Source organism: Enterococcus sp. DIV0724b, assembly GCF_050531475.1.
Lineage (GTDB): Bacteria > Bacillota > Bacilli > Lactobacillales > Enterococcaceae > Enterococcus_L > Enterococcus_L haemoperoxidus.
Genome location: NZ_CP172890.1, coordinates 1918348 through 1936890 on the forward strand (window position 1 = coordinate 1918348; position 18543 = coordinate 1936890).

The following is an 18543-nucleotide window of genomic DNA, read 5'->3' on the forward strand; positions in this document are numbered from 1 at the left end:
ATTTACTCAAGCTTTTTTATATCTTATTCATAATTTATTCATATTCTTCTTTTATACTTAGTTTAGTGAGGTGATCCTATTTGAAAAACTTACGTTACGCTTTTGCTAGCGTTTCTTACCATAAAAAAATTTCATTTGTCATTGGTGCTTGTTCCACTTTTTTTCTATTTATCTTAACAGGTATTTTAAACCTGAGAGATATAGAGAGATCTTTTTATACTCAAGTAAGTAGTATAATCAACAACACTGACTATCATACAAACTATCAAAAAATTATGCAGATGTATTCTTCTATATATTTATTTATCTTGTTTATTTGGATGATTCTAATTACAGGATTGTTGTTTATCTCCTTGAAATTAAAAAAACAAGACATGATGAAATGGCGCATTATGGGGTTTTCAAATCGCTTCGTTATCAAACAATCTATTTTAGAAAGTATTATTCCAATGATCATAGGTATCATTACTACTGCCGTATTTCTTATAGTTTTTCAGCATACATATGAGTATATTTTATTACATGCTAGACCTTTGCTTGCTGATAAAATGGGCATTAAGCGAGTGCCTTTTTTCTCTTCCAAAGTAATTGTAGAAAGCACACCAAATCAATTTATCAATACAGCTGGAGACACATATTTTTTATCTATGAGAATAAGCGGGTTATCTGTTAATACTATTTTTAAAGCTTTTACAAAAAATTGTCTTCTATTGCTAGCTATAGCAACTGGAATCACCTTATCTGCAACTTATTTTCTTTCAAAAACATCGAAAAAAGTATTTAGGACGTGAGTGAATGAATTTTCCTTTAGCAAAAAATTGGACCGAAGAAAGTTTTAATGAATTGTTCCAACAACAACATATGACCGTTGTTTTAGAAGACCAAAGCAGTATTCAGGCTGATTTTTACTTCTTGATCGATAAAACATTTGATATGAAAAAATCCATGGCTGTTGGCTTTATTTTAGCTGAAAATATCTTCTTATCCTACCTTTCTATTAAAGACAACTTATTTGTTGGGTCCTCTGTTAAAGAAAAGGATAAAAAGAAGTTACTCAATGATTTATTCGATTATGTTGGGCTTACCACGAGTATCTTAAACAAGTCTGAAGAGCAATTAACTTCTTTTGAACAAGTTAAACTCCAATTAGTTCAATTGTTACTCATAGAAAAAGATATCATCATTATTGATGATATCTTTCAAGAACTTTCCATTGCTCAAAGGCAAGAATTACTGCCTTTACTTCAAAAAATAGCAAAAGAAAAGCAAAAAGCTATTCTAGTTTTGACAAAAGATATTCAAATTGCTGAAAGCCCATATATGGATAAAATCATTAAAACAGCTTAAAAAACCAGTTAAACAATTTCTGTTTAACTGGTTTTTTTTATACTTCATCTTCTATTTCTACATCAGGAAATGAAATACTAAAACTAGTCCCTTTTCCTTCTTGACTTTCTACACTGATTTTACCTTTATGCAGACGAACTAGTTGCTGAACGATGGATAGACCTAAACCAGATTCACCATATTTTGTATTTTTTCTTGAAGGATCAACTTTATAATAACGATCCCAAATATTTTGCACTTGTTCTTCTGTCATGCCGATTCCTGTATCAGAAATTGTGATAATCGTCTCCAAGTATCCTTTTTGTAATTGGATTCGAATCTCACCATCCTGAGTAAACTGGATCGCATTTTGAATAATATTCACCATTATTTGAACAAAACGGTCATAATCAGCATACACATCAATACCTTCATCCGCTTCTAATATGAGCTTGTCATTCGCTGATTCAGCTTTCCCTTCTAGCTGGGTAAGAATATTTTTCAGCGTTTCGGTAGCATCGAATTTTTTCACTACGATACTAATTTGATTTGTTCTGATTTTTTCATAATCTAAGTTTTCATTCACTAACCGGATTAAGCGTGACGTCTCATTTTGCATTAATTTAATAGCATTCTCTCTTTGTCCTTCTGGAATCGCATTATATTGCAAGCCTTCCAATAACCCATTAATCGTGGTCAACGGTGTTCTCATCTCATGAGAAGCATCCGCCATAAATTGACGTCGTCGCTCTTCCTGGCGATCGATTTCTTCTCTAGATTCTTTCAATGACTCCGCCATTTTATTGAAATCTTCAGCTAGATCATCAAATTCATCCTTATCATGCGTAACCAGTTTAACATCAAAATTGCCACTCGTAATTTCCTTTGTGGCCTTTCTCATACGATTGATTCGCTTAACTTGGAAACTAGCAAAGAAATAACTCAAAATCAGTCCAACGATACTAGAGATGATAAATCCTTTGAACAAATTAGCTGTTATAGCATCAACACTATTGGAAACATTCTTCGCTGGTTGCGTAATGACTAGCGCACCTATGATGATATTTTCATTTTGGGCATTCGTTGTACTGACTGGCATCATCACATAAGATGACATACGTTTATCCCCATAAATATCTTTATCAATTGTTGCGTATTCTTGCTGCCCTTCCATCAATGCATCCCAATTATCTTTGATTACAGAATTGTCTAATTTTTTCCCCGGAGTTAAAGGATATTGAACTTGCATATTTCTATCATAAAAAACAAATTGAACATCTTGATTGCTCAAGAAACCTTCAAACAAACTAAACGACGTATTCCAAATATCTTGATCCGTCATTCCAGGAAGTCTGTTGATCGAATCTTTTGTTTTCCAAGCTGATATGGCATACCCTCTAAGTTGCTCATAGTTATTATCCTGAAGTGTTTTTTTGGTCAGTTGAGTGAATGATGTCCCAACGATCAAAATAATTAAAATAATCACACCCCAAAAGGCCAGTAATTGTTGATATAAATACTTCATTTAGACTACTCCAGAATCGTCAAATTTATACCCTACGCCCCAAACAGTTTGAATCACTTGTGGTCCAACTTTTTCAATTTTTTGACGCAATTTTTTTATATGAGCATCTACAGTCCGTTCATCACCAAAATATTGATAATCCCAAACCATTTCTAATAATTGTTCACGCGAAAATACCTGCCTTGGTTTCTTTGCCAATGTATAAAGCAAATCAAATTCTTTTGGCGTTAAACCGTCGATTAATTTATTATCAAGATATGCTTCTCTTGTTTTTGTATTCATCTTAAAGTGATCGGTCTCTACATCAAATTGATCATCGGAACGATCCGTCCCTTCTGGTGCATGTTCGCCAATTTCTGAACGTCGATGCAGTGCTTTTATCCGTGCAATCAAGGTTAATGGACTAAATGGTTTTGTCACATAATCATCCGCACCCATTTCCAACCCAATTACTTGATCACTTTCTGAGTCTCTAGCAGTTAGCATAATAATCGGAACAGTATTAGATACTTTGCGAACTTCCCTGCAAACTGCCATTCCGTCCATTGTTGGTAGGTTCAAATCCAAAGTGATCATATCCCATTTTTCAGGATTTTCTAAAAACGCATCCAATCCTTTTTTTCCATCATATTTAAAAGTAGCCTCCCAGCCCTCGTTTAAGAAAAACATTTGCATCATCTCTGAAACTGACTCATTATCTTCTATCATTAATACATTCATTATTTAATCGCCTCTTCCCTTCAAGTTTAACGTCATTTATATTATACTCTAAAAACCACCCAGCTCCAATAACTTCTACCTTTCTTCAAAAAAGCTTTGTCTTTTGTTCAATTTTTGATAAGATTAATAATGAAAGGACGTTGAAAATTCATGAAAAATGTACAAGCAGTTGCTTTTTTTGATTTAGATGGAACATTATTGAATGACAAGTCACAGATTACACCAGAGATAACAAAAGCGATCAGTGGTTTAAAAGCCAACAATATTTTACCAATGATCGCAACTGGTAGAACTGTTGTGGAAATTGAACCAATTATGAGAGACAGTGGGATTGATTCAGCAATCGTTATGAACGGCCAATTTATTCAAGTAGAAGGAAAAAAAGTTTATTCGGATGAATTTACTTATGAAGAATGCATGAAAATGTATGAACATGTCAAAAGTCTAGGACATGAAATCTCATATTATAACGATCAACAAATTTGGTGTTCTGGTCACAGCGAGATTTTAGCTAATGCATATGCTTTTATCCATTCGGATGTCCCAATAATCGATCGATCCAGTTTAAAAAATAAAACAGTGAATATGATGCTAGTTTTATCTGAAGATGGTGATGAACATTATTTAAAACATTTTCCAGAAATGACCTTTTATCGCAATGGTCCTTACTCTATTGATACTGTCAGAAAAGGTGTTTCTAAAGGAACTGGTGTAAACAATCTGTTTAAAACATTGGCGTTACCCAAAGTTCCAACCTTTGCTTTTGGCGATGGAATCAATGATCTCGCTTTGTTTGAAGCGTGTGACAATAAAATCGCTATGGGCAATGCGCGGACTGAATTAAAAGAGCGTTCTAGTTATATTACTAAGAAAAATACAGAAGGCGGAATTGTTCACGCCTTAAAACATTTCGATTTGATCTAAAAACTGTATAAAAAAATCCCTCTTCTTATTTAGAAGATGGGATTTCTTTTTTATGTCTTTTTTGATGAACACAGATAACGGTTCCTGTCACTTGAATCAGTAAGAGAAAAAGCAAAATCGCGCTTAATCCTAAATGTCCTTGATCTAAAGTTCTTTTTAACAATACAAGTAAAATCAGACTGCTTACTGAATAAAGTGACCATTGCTTATCCATAATATCTAGACCCCTTTGGTTTGTTATCTATAAGGATAGGACTTTTGTTTAGAAAATGCAAGGATCTTTTGGGTATCTGTGAAGTTTCCTACCTTTTTTTAGTGTTTCTTTATAATTCTAAGGAAACTCTAAACATAATAGTTCATTTATTTCTTGTAAAACACACTATCCATTTCAAACGACTCTAAAAAATGATACACTGATTTTACGGCTAATTTACTGTGAGGAGTTTTTTTACATGGACGAACAACAATCAAATATACAACTTATTTTAGATACTTGTTTAATGGCGGGTAAAATCATGACTGAAAGTGGTTCTGAAGTTTATCGTGTTGAAGATACGATGAATCGAATTGCAGAAAACGCTGGTCAAAAAGAAAGTGTTAGTTATGTTACTGCGACAGGGCTTTTTATGGGCTTTCGTTCAAGTAATTACACCCAATTAGAAAATGTGACTGAACGAAGTATCAATTTAGAAAAAGTAGCAATCGTAAATAACCTTTCGAGGAAATTTGCGGACAAAGAGATTACATTAGAAGAGCTCAATCAAAAACTTACAAATATTAACCATGAAGCGCCAACTTATTCTGTTTCGTTGCAAATCTTTGCCGCCGGAATTGTCAGCTGTACATTAATGTATATTTTCGGAGGAACTTGGCAAGATTTTTTAGCCACATTTTTCGTTGGCATGGTTGGTTTTAGCGTTGCTTATTTCACCAAGGAATGGTTAAATATCAAATTTTTAGATGATTTTTTGTCAGCTTTCACAATTGGTCTGCTAGCCTATTTAGCAGTGAGATTCCACTTAGCTGGAAATATTGATAATATTATTATCGGAGCTGTCATGCCACTGGTTCCAGGTGTTGCTATCACAAATTCATTCCGAGATATTTTGGCAGGACATCTATTAAGCGGGACAGCACGTGCAACAGAGGCGATATTTGTTGCTGGATCGATTGGAATTGGGATCGCAATTGTATTTAAATTATTTATGTAAGGAGAAATGAATGTGGAAGTTGTTATTCATTGTTTATTTAGCTATCTAAGTACGGTTACATTTGGGATTGTTACTAATGTCCCTAGAAAAGTTTTAAATGCTTGTGGTATCACTGGTACTGTCGGCTGGATGATTTATTGGTCTACTAAAAACATGGAAGCTGGAGAAATTTTCGCTAATTTTCTTGGAGCAATCGGTATTGGTCTATTAAGTATTTATTTTTCGCGCAAAAAAAAGATGCCGATGACGATTTTTAATATCCCTAGTCTTGTTCCTTTAGTTCCAGGTGGTCCAGCTTATCAAGCTGTTAGAAATATTGTTTTAGGTGATTATATTGGCGGTGCCCATTCTATCATTAAAGTGATTATGACAGCAGGTGCAATCGCTGCTGGTTTTATGGTAACAGGGATTGTTGAACGACTTTTAAAAAATCTATTGGATAAAAACAAATCAGTAACCAAACAGACTTAAATAAAAAGATCATTCAAGCAACCTTCAAACTGCCTGAACGATCTTTTTATTTAGTCAATCGAAATTTCTTCTGTCTCTTCTTCAAAGAATAAGAGTAAATCTTTTAAGGTCAATTTTTCTTTTTCTTCTTTATTTAAGTCTTTAATGATTTGGCCTTTTTGTAAAACAATCAGTCTGTTACCGTACTTTAAGGCATCTTCCATACGGTGGGTAATCATTAAACAAGTTAACGCCCCTTCTTTGATTCTTTGATCTGTAAGTTGCATCAATTGCTTAGATGTTTTAGGGTCTAACGCTGCCGTATGTTCATCTAAAAGTAGTAAGTCAGGTTTAGTCAAGGTTGCCATCAATAAGCTCAGGGCTTGTCTTTGCCCCCCTGAAAGGTTTCCTGTTGGTGTATCTAGGTGATTTTCTAGTCCATTTCCTACTTCACTACATATTTTAGTAAATAAAGCTCTCTCTTCATTTAGTTTACGCAAACGCAACCCGCGTCTTTTACCTCGATACATGGCTAATAATAAATTCTCAGCTACAGTCATTCTTGGTGCTGTCCCCATCTTAGGGTCTTGGAAAACACGGGATAAATATTTCGCTCGTTTTTCTTCAGAATAAGTTGTAATATTTTGTCCGTTAATGAATAAATCACCTTCACTTAAGGACACGGTTCCAGCGATACTGTTAAACAACGTACTTTTGCCTGCACCGTTACCACCTAATACCGTAACAAACTCGCCTTGAGAAATTTTCAAATTCACATTATTTAAAATCAATTTTGTTTCATTCAATCCATTATCAATACGTTTTACCGCACTTTTAAGTTCTAAGACTGTGCTCATTTGTCACCCTCCTTTTTTGGTATAAAGTGTAAATTCAATGCTTTTTTTAGTTGTGGAATCATCAGACAAGCTGCTAAGATCACGGCTGAAAAGATTTTTAAGTATGTTGTGTCAAATCCAAGTTTAATAACAAGTAGAATGAGTAGTTGGTAAATGATACTTCCAACAACGATTGCCACTAAACGCTCTGCAAACGTCAATTCTCCAAACAAAACTTCTCCAATAATGATCGATGCTAGACCGATAACAATCACACCAGTTCCCTTATTAACATCCGCATATCCATCATTTTGAGCGATTAATGCACCAGATAAAGCAATCACGCCATTTGATAAGGTTAAACCTAATATTTTCATAGAATCCGTCTTAATCCCGATCGAACGCGCCATATGCTCATTATCTCCCGTTGCAATATATGCTTGTCCTAAATTTGTATTGAAGAAAAATAGTAATAAACTAATAATAATCGTTAGAAAAATCACCCCTAAAAAGACAATATCATAGTAGTTAGGTAAATTTAATTGTAAAAAGAAATCTTGGATTTTTGGTTTATTCAATAATGATAAATTTGGTGTCTGCATCACGTAAAGAATAACTGAATTCAAACCTGACATGACTAAAATCCCTGCTAATATTACTGGTATTTTGCCTTTTGTAAATAGTAATCCTGTCACAAGACCTGCACACATACCTGCCAAAACGCCTAATAAAGTTGCTAAAATCGGATGAACACCTGAAGTGATTGCGGTAACGCAAACTGCTCCTCCAAGTGGAAATGAACCTTCTGTCGTCATATCCGGAAAATTTAAAATACGATATGTCATGAAAATACCTAGTCCTAATATTGCCCATAACATTCCTTGTCCAATTGCTGAAACTATCATTTGATCCTCTTCCTCTCCTTAAGTTTACTCTATAACTTTTGCTTTTGATGCGATATTTTCAGGTATTGAAACGCCTAATTTATCTGCTTGTTTTTGATTAATGATGATCTCTCCTGTTTTAAAGGTATAAATCGGTGTAGTGGCTGGCTTTGCTTTTCCAGACAAAACATCTGCTGCCATCTTACCTGTCTGAACACCCAATTCAAATTGATTGATGCCGACTGTAGCTACCCCACCTTGTTCTACCATTGTATCAACGGAGGGAATAATAGGTGTTTTAGTTTTGTTTGCTTCACTTACCACTGTTTGCATTGCATTAGCAATTGTATTATCTGTAGGGATATAAATGAAATCCACTTCGCTCGTCATTACTTGAACTGTCTGTGCGATTTCATTACTAGAAGGAACTGCGAATGTTTTTACAGTCAGACCTTTTCCCTCGGCAATTTTTTTTGCTTCTTCGACTTGATATTTAGAATTTTCTTCAGACGATGCGTATAAGATTCCGACTTTTTTACTTTTCGGCAAGATTTCTGTTACTAAATCAAACTGAGCACTTACAGGCGATTTATCACTTACTCCTGTGATATTAGCGCCCGGTTTTTGATTGTTTTTTACAAGCCCTGCACTAACAGGATCAGTAATTGCACCAAGAATAATTGGCACTTCTGACGTCGTATTTGCAAGTGCCTGAGCTGCTGGTGTAGCAATCCCAATCAAAACATCCGATTTTTTTTCTTGAACCAATTGTTGACTCATCGTAGCTAACTTACTTTGATCTGCTTGACCATTTTGAAACGCAATTGTCATATTTTTACCATTTTCATAGCCTTCTTCCTTCAATCCAGCCTGAATCCCTTTGTAAATTTGATCTAAAGCAGGGTGACTAACAAACTGTAATACTCCAACTGTCGGTAATTTCTCTTTAGCCGTTTCTTTCTTTTCTATAAAAAATGATCCTATTAAAAAAATAACAATGATTGCTACAACTGCTGATAAACGATTTTTCCTCATATTTATTCCTCTCCTTCTTATCAAATAGTGCATTTCAAACAAAAAAACAACGACAAATCCTAAAAAGGAGCGGTCGTTGTTTTATAAACAAAAACCACATAGATTACACATCTATGTGGTCGAAAATTCATCTTGAATAAACCGACATAGATACAAAATTTAGAATTTGTCTTCTAAAGTTGTATCTATGAGAGTATCATACATACAACTATCTACGCCAGTTTTGCCATGAATTATTCAATTCTTTGATTGGGTTGGATAGTCGATTCATATAATCACTCCTATAGTTTTCTATTAAAATCAGTTTACACTAAATAGAAATTGTTCGTCAAGTCTAAAAATGTCATAAAGAGAGATTATTTTGAATTTTCTTTTCCTTTTTGAGATTTTTTTAATTGTCTGCGATAACTCCAACTATCTTTATTCTCTTTAAAAGGATAAAAATTCAAACTTGTAAACATCTTTTGTGACGCTTTATTCCAATTGAATATTTCACTAACTGTAATGAACTCCCTTCCTATTTTGTTTGATTTGTAGATAAAATATTTTGTAACAATTCGTCCGATATGGCGATTACGAAATGCTTGATCGATTACGATAGCATAATCGTCTTCTGCCAACCAGACATCGCCTATTATTTGCTTATGAAAGCCATTGTAATATTCAATGTAATAAAGTAGACCATGCTCATTTTGCCACTTATACATTTCTTGGATCTGCTCTTTTGTATAGATAATCTTGACTCCAACGATATTACGCATACTTTCTGGATCCTGATACCACTTTAATGACTCTTCCCGCATTTTGTCAAAAGGGATCAAACGAATATTTTGATTGATTCGGACTTTTTTTGGCGTATTACGATTGAAAGAGGACTCACTTTTATGTCGAGTCCTCTTTCTTACTAAATCTGTCGCCAAAGTCCGCCATTTAGCGCTTGTCACGTCGTTCACTTCTTACATAGACATGCTGTAATCTAGATTTCATCATAAAAAGTCCCAATAAACTGAATAGAATAAATTCTTTCATATCAAGCCCTTCTTTCTAAAAATTGATTTAATGCGCTAGAGAGTCAGCTCCTACTGATTATTCTACCGTTTGTTCTGAATCAACAGTCACTTGTGATTCAGTTGTTGTTTGAGTTGTTTCTGTTTTAGCTTCTGTTGAAGCTGGCATTGATGATGCTGGCGGCTGAATACTTTGTCCAATACTCGATAATGGTAACTGATTTAAAGCAGGAATCAGCATTTTTTTCGTATCAAAACGTTCATCGATAGAAATTCTATTCTTCTCTTTACCATTTTCAAAGAAGATAATCGTTACTTCATTTTTCTTGATATTATATTTATTTTCAATAATCTGTGCATCATAAACAATTGGGTAGATATAAATACTATGATTAAAATCTTTCATTTGTTTAGAATCTTTTAATACATCAATGACATTCCCGTATGCTTTACCACTTGGAACTGAAAACAAAACAGTTCTTGCAGTTTTTTCACTGATTTCTTTATCTGCAATTTTGGCATCTAAATAATTTGCTTTTTTCGTTAGCTTTTCTTGGTTTACCAAAGATTTAATTTCAGAAGCACGAATATTGGCTTGGACCTTTGGTACTATTATAAATAAACTTATAATAAATAGGATGGTCACAACTAATATAATTGCAGTAAGCTTTTTCTGTCTATTTAAAGAAGCCACAAAATCATCTTTAATATCAATAAAATTTTTCTTCATTTGTTCTCTCCTCTACTACTTATAATTCTATTATACTAGTAGTTGATTCCTTTGCCTAGTATAACAAATAACGCTCACTTCCATTTTTAATAAAAAATAGAATATTGTTAATACACCTATTTATAAATATTAAAAAATAACAATAATTAATTTTATTTGCACCAGTTGACAAAATTCAACCTCTAGCCTATACTTTTGTTAATGGCGAAAATATTAAAATACGATGAAAAGAAGAGTACTATTTTTATAAAATTGATGAGAGAGTCTCAGCTGCTGAAAAGAGATAATTTTAGAAAATAGGAAGATGGTCTTTGAGTAGATATTGATCAACACTTGTATAGTCAATATTGGGAACGCCCATTACAGCGTAACGGTATAGATCGACATGATCCGTACCTATAGAGGGAAATCTCGTGAGGGATTTTCAATTAAAGGTGGTAACACGATCAATCGTCCTTTACTTTTGCAAAAAAAGTATTGGGCTTTTTTTGTATTCTTTTAACACATCTGATTTAAAAGGAGGAATAATTATGCCGAACAACAACCAACTTGTCCCTTTCCGATATGATATTGTAGGCAGCTTTCTACGGCCTGAATCATTGAAAAATGCACGTGATGCATTTGCAAATAGCAAAATAACAAAAGAGCAATTGATCCAAATCGAAGATCAAACAATTATTGATTTAATTGAAAAACAAAAAAAAATCGGTCTTCACGCTATTACAGATGGTGAATTTCGTCGTCGTTGGTGGCATTTAGATTTTATTGCAAGTTTAAACGGTATCACTGTCTATGATTTTCAAACAACTGCCTTTGGTATTGCTACACAAGCTCAAGGAACTTATGTTAGTGGACCTTTATCTTTTCCAAAAGACCATCCATTTCTTGAGCATTTTCGATTTACTCAAAAACATGCTGCACCTGTCTTGGCAAAACAGACGATCCCTGGACCAAATATGATTTTTTTAGATTCACTGATTCTCTCAAAGCAATACAATGAAAATCCAATTTACAACTCTTTGGAGGCATTCAAAAAAGATCTTATTACAACTTATCAAGAAGCGATTCAAGCATTTTACGATGCTGGCTGTCGCTATTTACAACTTGATGATACAAGTTGGGGTGGATTATTCGACGATCGCTTCCGTGACATGATTACAGTTAATGGCTTAGATGCTGACCAATTACTAAGTGATTTTCAAGAAGTCACAGAAAAATCCTTAGCAAATAAGCCCGCTGACCTTGCAGTTACTTTCCATTTTTGCAAAGGGAATTTCCAGTCTCATTGGCTATATAATGGTTCTTATGAAACCATTACTAAAAATCTATTTTCCATTGAAGCATTTGATGGTTTCTTCTTAGAATATGATGATGAACGCTCTGGTGGATTTGAACCACTTAAAGATTTGAGGGATCAACGAATCGTGTTAGGATTAGTCACCACCAAAAAGGGACAACTAGAAGATACTGCTGATATTATCAAACGCATTGAAGAAGCGAGTCAAATTGTTCCTTTAGATCAGATTTGTTTATCTCCACAATGCGGATTTGCCTCTACACATGAAGGCAATCATTTAACTGAAGAAGATCAGTGGAAAAAAATAGAACTAGTAAAAACGATTGCTGAAGCAATTTGGCAAGACGCTTAAAATAAAAAGGAGGCAACAATATGACAACCATTAAAGAGATTCCATTTCGTTACGATCAAGTGGGAAGTTTTTTACGACCTGCAGCATTAAAAACAGCAAGAGAAAATTTTTTAAATCAAAGCATTTCTGCTGAAGAATTAAAAATAATAGAAGATCAAGCAATCATCGAGCTGATCAATCAGCAAGTTGCAAATGGTTTAAAAGCAGTAACTGATGGTGAATTTCGTCGCAGTTGGTGGCATTTGGATTTTCTTTGGGGCTTAAATGGTGTTGAGCAAACCACGCCTGAACACGGCTATCAATTTAATGCTGTGGAAACAAGAGCTGCTTCTTATCAAATTTCAGATAAGGTCACTTTCAATCCGAATCATCCATTTTTTGAAGCTTTTACATTTTTAAATGAGCATACACCAGAAGGAATCTTCGCTAAAGCAACAATCCCTTCCCCAACATTGCTATTTAACCGTAAAAGTGATACTTTTACCTATGCAAGTTACACAGATGAGAACGTCTTTATCGACGATTTAGCTAAAGCCTATCATCAAACAATTTTAAAATTTTATGATTTAGGTTGTCGTTATCTTCAACTAGATGATACATCTTGGGGAATGTATACTGGTTTCATTGAAAATGCTAAAAACGATGAAGAAATCAAACACTGGCAACAACAATGTGAGGCTGGGGTTACTGTAGTAAATCAATTGCTTAAAGGTTTACCTGAAGATTTAACCATCACAATGCATGTTTGCCGCGGTAATTATAAATCCGACTGGGCGATTGCAGGTCCTTACGATCATGTTTCTACTTATTTAGCAGAGTTGAACATCGATGGCTATTTCTTAGAATATGACGATGATCGTTCTGGCGGATTTGAGCCATTAGCACAAATCTATGAAAATGGACCTGCTAAAAAAGTTGTTCTGGGATTAGTTACTTCTAAGTTCCCTGAATTAGAGTCAAGAGAACGTTTAACGAAACGAATTACAGAAGCCTCAACCTATATTCCTTTGGAAAACTTGTGTCTTTCACCTCAATGTGGCTTTGCTTCTACAGAAGAAGGAAATCATTTGACAGAAGAGGAACAATGGGCAAAAGTTAGATTGGTTGTCGAAACTGCAAAACAAGTTTGGCAAGATGCTTAAAAAAACAAGAAGCTATTTTTTCTTAGCTTCTTGTTTTTCATTTTATCGATTGACTGAACGCGCCATGCGATTGATTGTATGACGCATCCCGCGAATCGCAACGGACATTTCATAAATATTTTCAACTGGTGCAAGTCCACCATAGCCAGCATCACCGATATGTTGGATATCTACTCCACAAATTTTATTGGTCAATGCGATTTGACGAATTGTTTCTTTGCTGGCACTTTCTTGACTCGTCCCAATCGCTGACATTGTTAATAAATTATATTTTTTAGCGATTGCTACAGCTGCTTTCATATCTTCTTCTGTAAATCCTTGAACCGTTCCAACTGCTGGTAATAATAAAATATCTGCACCTGCTTTAGCATATGCTTCAACCGCCTCAGTTGAAACAACTGGCTCATCTGATCCTGCACTATGCATTTTCCCAGCGATAATCAAACCAGAGAAATTTTCTTTTGCTATTTTAACCGCTTTGGCAATTTCTAAGTTAGTTACACCTGTTCCTGGATTTCCTGTTAAACAAATAAAGTCAATACCCATTTCCTCTGCTTTTTGAATCGTCTCTTTTGAACTTGTACGGCCATTACTGATTGTTAATTTTTCACTAAACATAGCTGATGAATCATCCACTGGTTCTAAATTTACCCCAATTGGACGTCCTACTAACTCTTTCAAAATAGGAATTGGGTTGATTTTGTTTGTTTCTGGATTTTGCCAATAGCTCATGACCTCTTCAAAAGACATACCTGGAATCCCTTGTACGATGGGATTGAAGCAATCAAAAACATTTAACAAAATCAAATCTGCTCCAAATGCGGCAGCAACCTCGGCATTACTGATATCTCCGGCCTGAGGAGACGCTATCACAACATTTTCTGACAAAATCGTTCGACCTTCGCTCGCTTTGATCGATTGTTTCAATTCTTCTGCTGTCATTTTTGCTACTTCACTGTAACTCGCACTGATTAATCTTTTTACCATATCGTTTTCCTCCCTAATTTAAAAGCGTAGCGGCTCAGTTAGTCACGACAGAAAAATAAGAAATTATGGCTAAGGCTTTTTACTTCATGCATTCTTTCCCTTTTTCCCGAGAGACTAGCTTGCAAAACTGAGAAATAAATCTACCCACATTATACTAAAAAACAAAGGAAAGCGCAGTCATTTACAAAATAGATTCATCAATTTCACATTCTCAAGCTTTTATTTCCCACTTCCTTTATAAATAAAAAGAACTCCGTTATAATAGTATTATTATGTATATAGAATTGAGGGATGTTTATGTCATTTGATGGCGTATTTACTCATGCAATGGTCTCCGAATTGTCCGAGACTTTAGCTACAGGGCGGATTTCAAAAATTCATCAGCCTTACGAAAATGAAATTATCTTAGTTATCCGTACTAAAGGGAAAAATCATAAATTACTTTTATCGGCTCATCCAAGTTATGCTCGAGTCCAACTTACAGAAATTGCGTATGCAAATCCTGACACACCGCCAAACTTTGTTATGATGTTGCGAAAGTTTCTTGAAGGTGCCATTTTAGAAAAGATTCATCAAATCGATAATGATCGAGTGATCCACTTTACTTTCACCAAAAGAGATGAACTAGGTGATCTGCAAAATATCGTTCTTATCGTTGAACTTATGGGTAGACACAGTACGATCGTTTTGATAAACAAAGAAAATGGCAAAATTTTGGATGCGATCAAACATATTGGTAGCTCTCAAAACAGTTATCGTTCTTTACTGCCTGGTGTTGAATACATTGACCCACCAAAACAAGATCTGCAAAATCCATTTTTATCAAGTAAAGAAAAAGTTTTTGAAATCCTTTCAAAAACAAGTGAAATAAATGGAAAGTATTTACAAGGTCAATTTCAAGGTCTAGGTAAAGACACCGCAGACGAGATAGCCTTTCGTTTAAATGAACGACCTAATGAAAAAATGCTTGTATGGCAGTCATTTTGGTCTTCTATAGAAAATGAACTCGCACCAACTTTAACAGTAACAGAGAAAAAAGAATTTTTTACGCCCCTTCCCTTCTCATCTCTTGAAGGAAAACAAGAAAATTTTGTAAATCTTAGCAAACTGTTAGATACATTTTATGGCGGAAAAGCTGAAAAAGACCGCGTTAAGCAACAAGGCGGAGAGCTGATCCATAAAATTGAAAATGAGCTTAAACGAAACCAAAGCAAAGTTGTTAAACTTCAGCAAACATTAGCAGACACCGAACATGCAGAAAACTATCGTCGTGATGGTGAGCTTCTAACAACGTTTATGGCTCAAGTACCAAAAGGTGCTGAGTTCGTTGAATTGCCAAATTACTACGAAGAAGATCATTTACTAAAAATTAAACTAAATCCAGCCCTTACACCAAATCAAAATGCTCAAAAATACTTTCAAAAATATCAAAAACTAAAAAATGCAGTGAAAGTTGTTCATGGTCAAATCGAACAAGCCAATCAAGAAATCGGCTATTTAGAATCTGTTTTGTCACAATTGGAAATTGCAGGTCCGATGGATATTCAAATGATTCGTGAGGAATTGATCGAGCAAGGGTATGTTAAAAATCGCGGTGCAAAAAAACAGAAACAACCAAAGAAAAGTAAACCAGAAGAATTCTATTCAACTGACGGTAGCCTGATTCTTGTAGGCCGCAACAATCTACAAAATGATCAGCTCACTCTTAGAACGGCTAAAAAAACGGATATTTGGTTGCATGCAAAAGATATTCCTGGCTCTCATGTAATCATTAAAGATACTGATCCTTCCAAGGAAACTTTGTTGGAAGCTGCCAATCTTGCTGCCTATTACTCTAAATATCGTTTATCTGCCCAAGTTCCTGTTGATTATGTTCAAGTAAAACATGTTCATAAACCGAATGGTGCTAAACCAGGATATGTTATTTATGAAAATCAAAAAACGATTTATGTAACGCCAGATGAGCAATTATTGGAAACATTAAAGAGCGTGGAACAAAACTAAAAAACAGTTTTGTTTCGCGCTCTAAATCCGAATAAACGGCGAGAAAAAAGCAGATCCTTCGGAAATAAGCTGAAATTTACAAAAATTTGAAAAGCAATTTTCGTGAATTCCCTCTTATTTCTCGGAGCTAAACGCTTTTGTCTCGGCCTATTTTTAATCACGAGCAACCATTGCTCGCTTGACTAAATTATTAGAAACATTAGAAATAATGTCATTTGCCGATATACCTTCCAACAATGGTTTTTTAAGTGTCATATAAAAGATATATTTAGGATCTTCAGTTGGGGTGATCGTTACCACAGAATGTAAATATTCTTGTTTTTGATATGCACCATTTTCAAAAAATTCTGCTGTCCCTGTTTTAGCTGAGACATTTATTCCATCTATCGCATATTCTTTTCCCATACCATACTTAGGATCCACTGTCACATCTTTCATATATTCCAAGACTTTCCCCGCCGTTTCACTTGAAATTGGTGTTCCAACTGTTTCAGGTTGAGTGATTGTTTCCTCCCCATTTGAAGAAACAACTTTACTAACAATAGTAGGTTTCAGCATTTTCCCACCGTTAGCAATTGCCGTATAAGCCTGAAGCATTTGCAAGTGAGTAACAGAGATTCCTTGACCATACGAGGTCATTGCTCTGTCTACTGTTGTTTTATTCTGTATTTCTCCAGCAGCCTCACCAGCTAAACCAAAATTCGTGCTTTGACCAAAACCAAATTTCTTAAGATACTCTTGCCACAAATCAGGCATCCGCTCTTGAAGTGTCACCATTCCGACATTACTTGACCAAGCTAGACCTTGTCTAAATGTCATATTTCCTTCTCCAACACCATTATTCCAATCATTGATTGTGGCATCATCGACTTTGATACTTCCTGAGGGAAACTGTTCACTTTCGTTAAACTTATTTTCTTCAATTGCACTTGCGACCATCATGCTTTTCATTGTCGAACCTGGTTCATAAACATCTTCTACCAAAATATTACTCCAACGAGCAGTGTTTGGGTCATCTAACCCTTTTCTTGTGTCTAATTCAAAAGATGGACGTTGAGAGGTTGCTAGTATATTCCCCGTTTTTGCTTCCATCAAAGTGGCTGTGATATGCTCTGGTTGGTATTTTTGTGCAGCATCGTCTAATAACTCTTCCAGATAAAACTGTAAATTGCTATCTAACGTGGTGTATATATCACTTCCATCGACACGTTTTTTTTCTTTTACGCTTCCTGGTTTTACATCACCGAATGCAGAGTTTTTCTCATAACTACGAGAGCCATTTTTACCAGATAGCTTTTCATCATAAGCTTCTTCGATCCCCATGACCCCATGTTCATTTCCTTGGTCGTCTGTGTTGGTATAACCGATAAAATATGAAGCGAAATTACCAACTTGATAGGCACGCTTTTTCTCTTCTCTAAAATAAATACCTGAAATTTTTTGCTTTGCCAGCTCTTCTTCAATACTTCTTTTTGTTTCAAAACTTAAATTTTTCCCATTTGTACCAAATTCAACTGTTGTAACTGTCTCTCCGGCTTCATTTACACTCGGTTTTAATTGTTTCAAGGTCATCTCTTTCTCTATTTTTACATGTTTTTCAAAAATTTCAGCAATTGTTGCCCAATCTTTTTCTTGGACGTATAGTTTTTTACCTTCTAAATCGGTATAGTTTTCATCTAAAATAGCGTATAACGAAAATGCGCTCGAATCTTCGACTAGGACATTACCATCTTTATCAAAAATCGATCCTCGTTTTGCGTCTAATGTCTCATGAACCTCATACAGCTCTTTCGTCTTTTCAGAAAGAGACGTTCCAGCAACTTTGCCAGTAATCAGAATATAGGATAATCGAATTGTAAAGAGTAAAAAAATCAAAACGGCTAGAAACAAAACAATCACGCCAACTCGTTTTCGATTTTTAGTTGTTGAAAGATTACGACTATTAATTAGGTCTTTTATTTTTTTCATTCTACCTTATCTCCAAAGTGGGTTTTTCTATTTATCTCTGTTAAAAAATCTGACTTTATACACAGACTTTCAAAGAACAGTGTTCTTTTATTTTACCTCGTTTACTCACTTTGTTTGCGTTTATTTTTCGCTTCTTAAACAAAAT

The 18543-nt window shown here is 34.7% G+C and carries 18 protein-coding genes and 1 other annotated feature; of the genes, 8 read left to right on the forward strand and 10 right to left on the reverse strand.

What is annotated here, in order from left to right:
* The first annotated feature begins 80 nt into the window (after positions 1-80).
* Both IGJ02_RS08840 and IGJ02_RS08845 read left to right on the forward strand, forming a co-directional pair.
* The gene (locus tag IGJ02_RS08840) at positions 81-791 is read left to right on the forward strand and encodes a hypothetical protein (protein WP_430601746.1); all 711 of its coding nucleotides are present in this window, start codon (positions 81-83) and stop codon (positions 789-791) included.
* Positions 792-795: 4 nt separating this feature from the next.
* The gene (locus tag IGJ02_RS08845; RefSeq protein ID WP_010761488.1) at positions 796-1347 is read left to right on the forward strand and encodes a hypothetical protein; all 552 of its coding nucleotides are present in this window, start codon (positions 796-798) and stop codon (positions 1345-1347) included.
* 37 nt (positions 1348-1384) lie between these two features.
* Here IGJ02_RS08845 and IGJ02_RS08850 read toward each other — a convergent pair whose 3' ends face one another.
* Both IGJ02_RS08850 and IGJ02_RS08855 read right to left on the reverse strand, forming a co-directional pair.
* Positions 1385-2851, reverse strand: coding sequence for an ATP-binding protein (locus IGJ02_RS08850; RefSeq protein WP_430601747.1), 1467 nt, complete (start codon positions 2849-2851; stop codon positions 1385-1387).
* On the reverse strand, positions 2852-3571 hold the full coding sequence (locus IGJ02_RS08855; RefSeq protein ID WP_010761490.1) for a response regulator transcription factor: 720 nt from the start codon (positions 3569-3571) through the stop codon (positions 2852-2854). It lies immediately after the preceding gene.
* Between the two features lie 150 nt (positions 3572-3721).
* On the opposite strand from IGJ02_RS08855, the gene IGJ02_RS08860 reads away from it, so the two are divergent.
* Positions 3722-4495 (forward strand): Cof-type HAD-IIB family hydrolase, encoded by a 774-nt coding sequence (locus tag IGJ02_RS08860; protein WP_430601748.1) that lies wholly within the window; start codon positions 3722-3724, stop codon positions 4493-4495.
* A gap of 25 nt (positions 4496-4520) precedes the next feature.
* Here IGJ02_RS08860 and IGJ02_RS08865 read toward each other — a convergent pair whose 3' ends face one another.
* Positions 4521-4709 (reverse strand): hypothetical protein, encoded by a 189-nt coding sequence (locus IGJ02_RS08865; protein WP_010761492.1) that lies wholly within the window; start codon positions 4707-4709, stop codon positions 4521-4523.
* A gap of 238 nt (positions 4710-4947) precedes the next feature.
* Between IGJ02_RS08865 and IGJ02_RS08870 the strand changes: the two genes are divergently transcribed.
* Together IGJ02_RS08870 and IGJ02_RS08875 are read left to right on the forward strand one after the other, a co-directional pair.
* Positions 4948-5706: a threonine/serine exporter family protein gene (locus tag IGJ02_RS08870; protein ID WP_430601749.1), complete on the forward strand. Its 759-nt coding sequence runs from the start codon at positions 4948-4950 to the stop codon at positions 5704-5706.
* Positions 5707-5718: 12 nt separating this feature from the next.
* Positions 5719-6177 carry a threonine/serine exporter family protein gene (locus IGJ02_RS08875; RefSeq protein WP_430601750.1) on the forward strand — a complete coding sequence of 153 codons (459 nt, stop codon included), beginning with the start codon at positions 5719-5721 and terminating at the stop codon, positions 6175-6177.
* Between the two features lie 50 nt (positions 6178-6227).
* On the opposite strand, the gene IGJ02_RS08880 is transcribed toward IGJ02_RS08875, so the two are convergent.
* The 5 genes from IGJ02_RS08880 to IGJ02_RS08900 form a co-directional block, all read right to left on the reverse strand.
* Entirely contained in the window at positions 6228-7013 is a 786-nt protein-coding gene (locus IGJ02_RS08880; protein WP_430601751.1) for an ABC transporter ATP-binding protein, read from the reverse strand.
* Positions 7010-7897, reverse strand: a complete 888-nt coding sequence (locus tag IGJ02_RS08885; protein WP_430601752.1) for an ABC transporter permease — start codon at positions 7895-7897, stop codon at positions 7010-7012. The genes IGJ02_RS08880 and IGJ02_RS08885 overlap by 4 nt, the downstream gene beginning before the upstream one ends.
* A 24-nt stretch (positions 7898-7921) precedes the next feature.
* Positions 7922-8911, reverse strand: a complete 990-nt coding sequence (trpX, locus tag IGJ02_RS08890; RefSeq protein ID WP_430601753.1) for a tryptophan ABC transporter substrate-binding protein — start codon at positions 8909-8911, stop codon at positions 7922-7924.
* A 356-nt stretch (positions 8912-9267) separates the two neighbouring features.
* A complete protein-coding gene (locus tag IGJ02_RS08895) occupies positions 9268-9855 on the reverse strand; it encodes a GNAT family N-acetyltransferase (RefSeq protein WP_430601754.1) in 588 nt (195 codons plus the stop codon).
* Between the two features lie 142 nt (positions 9856-9997).
* A complete protein-coding gene (locus IGJ02_RS08900) occupies positions 9998-10648 on the reverse strand; it encodes a hypothetical protein (protein ID WP_430601755.1) in 651 nt (216 codons plus the stop codon).
* A gap of 214 nt (positions 10649-10862) precedes the next feature.
* Positions 10863-11109 (forward strand) — a binding site (T-box leader).
* A 69-nt stretch (positions 11110-11178) separates the two neighbouring features.
* On the opposite strand from IGJ02_RS08900, the gene IGJ02_RS08905 reads away from it, so the two are divergent.
* A complete protein-coding gene (locus IGJ02_RS08905; RefSeq protein ID WP_430601756.1) occupies positions 11179-12297 on the forward strand; it encodes a 5-methyltetrahydropteroyltriglutamate--homocysteine S-methyltransferase in 1119 nt (372 codons plus the stop codon).
* 20 nt (positions 12298-12317) lie between these two features.
* The gene (locus tag IGJ02_RS08910; protein WP_430601757.1) at positions 12318-13439 is read left to right on the forward strand and encodes a 5-methyltetrahydropteroyltriglutamate--homocysteine S-methyltransferase; all 1122 of its coding nucleotides are present in this window, start codon (positions 12318-12320) and stop codon (positions 13437-13439) included.
* A gap of 42 nt (positions 13440-13481) precedes the next feature.
* Here IGJ02_RS08910 and IGJ02_RS08915 read toward each other — a convergent pair whose 3' ends face one another.
* On the reverse strand, positions 13482-14426 hold the full coding sequence (locus tag IGJ02_RS08915) for a hypothetical protein (protein WP_010761503.1): 945 nt from the start codon (positions 14424-14426) through the stop codon (positions 13482-13484).
* A gap of 297 nt (positions 14427-14723) precedes the next feature.
* Between IGJ02_RS08915 and efbA the strand changes: the two genes are divergently transcribed.
* Positions 14724-16430 (forward strand): fibronectin-binding protein EfbA, encoded by a 1707-nt coding sequence (gene efbA / locus IGJ02_RS08920; RefSeq protein WP_430601758.1) that lies wholly within the window; start codon positions 14724-14726, stop codon positions 16428-16430.
* Positions 16431-16583: 153 nt separating this feature from the next.
* Here efbA and IGJ02_RS08925 read toward each other — a convergent pair whose 3' ends face one another.
* On the reverse strand, positions 16584-18398 hold the full coding sequence (locus tag IGJ02_RS08925; protein WP_010761505.1) for a penicillin-binding transpeptidase domain-containing protein: 1815 nt from the start codon (positions 18396-18398) through the stop codon (positions 16584-16586).
* Between the last annotated feature and the right edge of the window lie 145 nt (positions 18399-18543).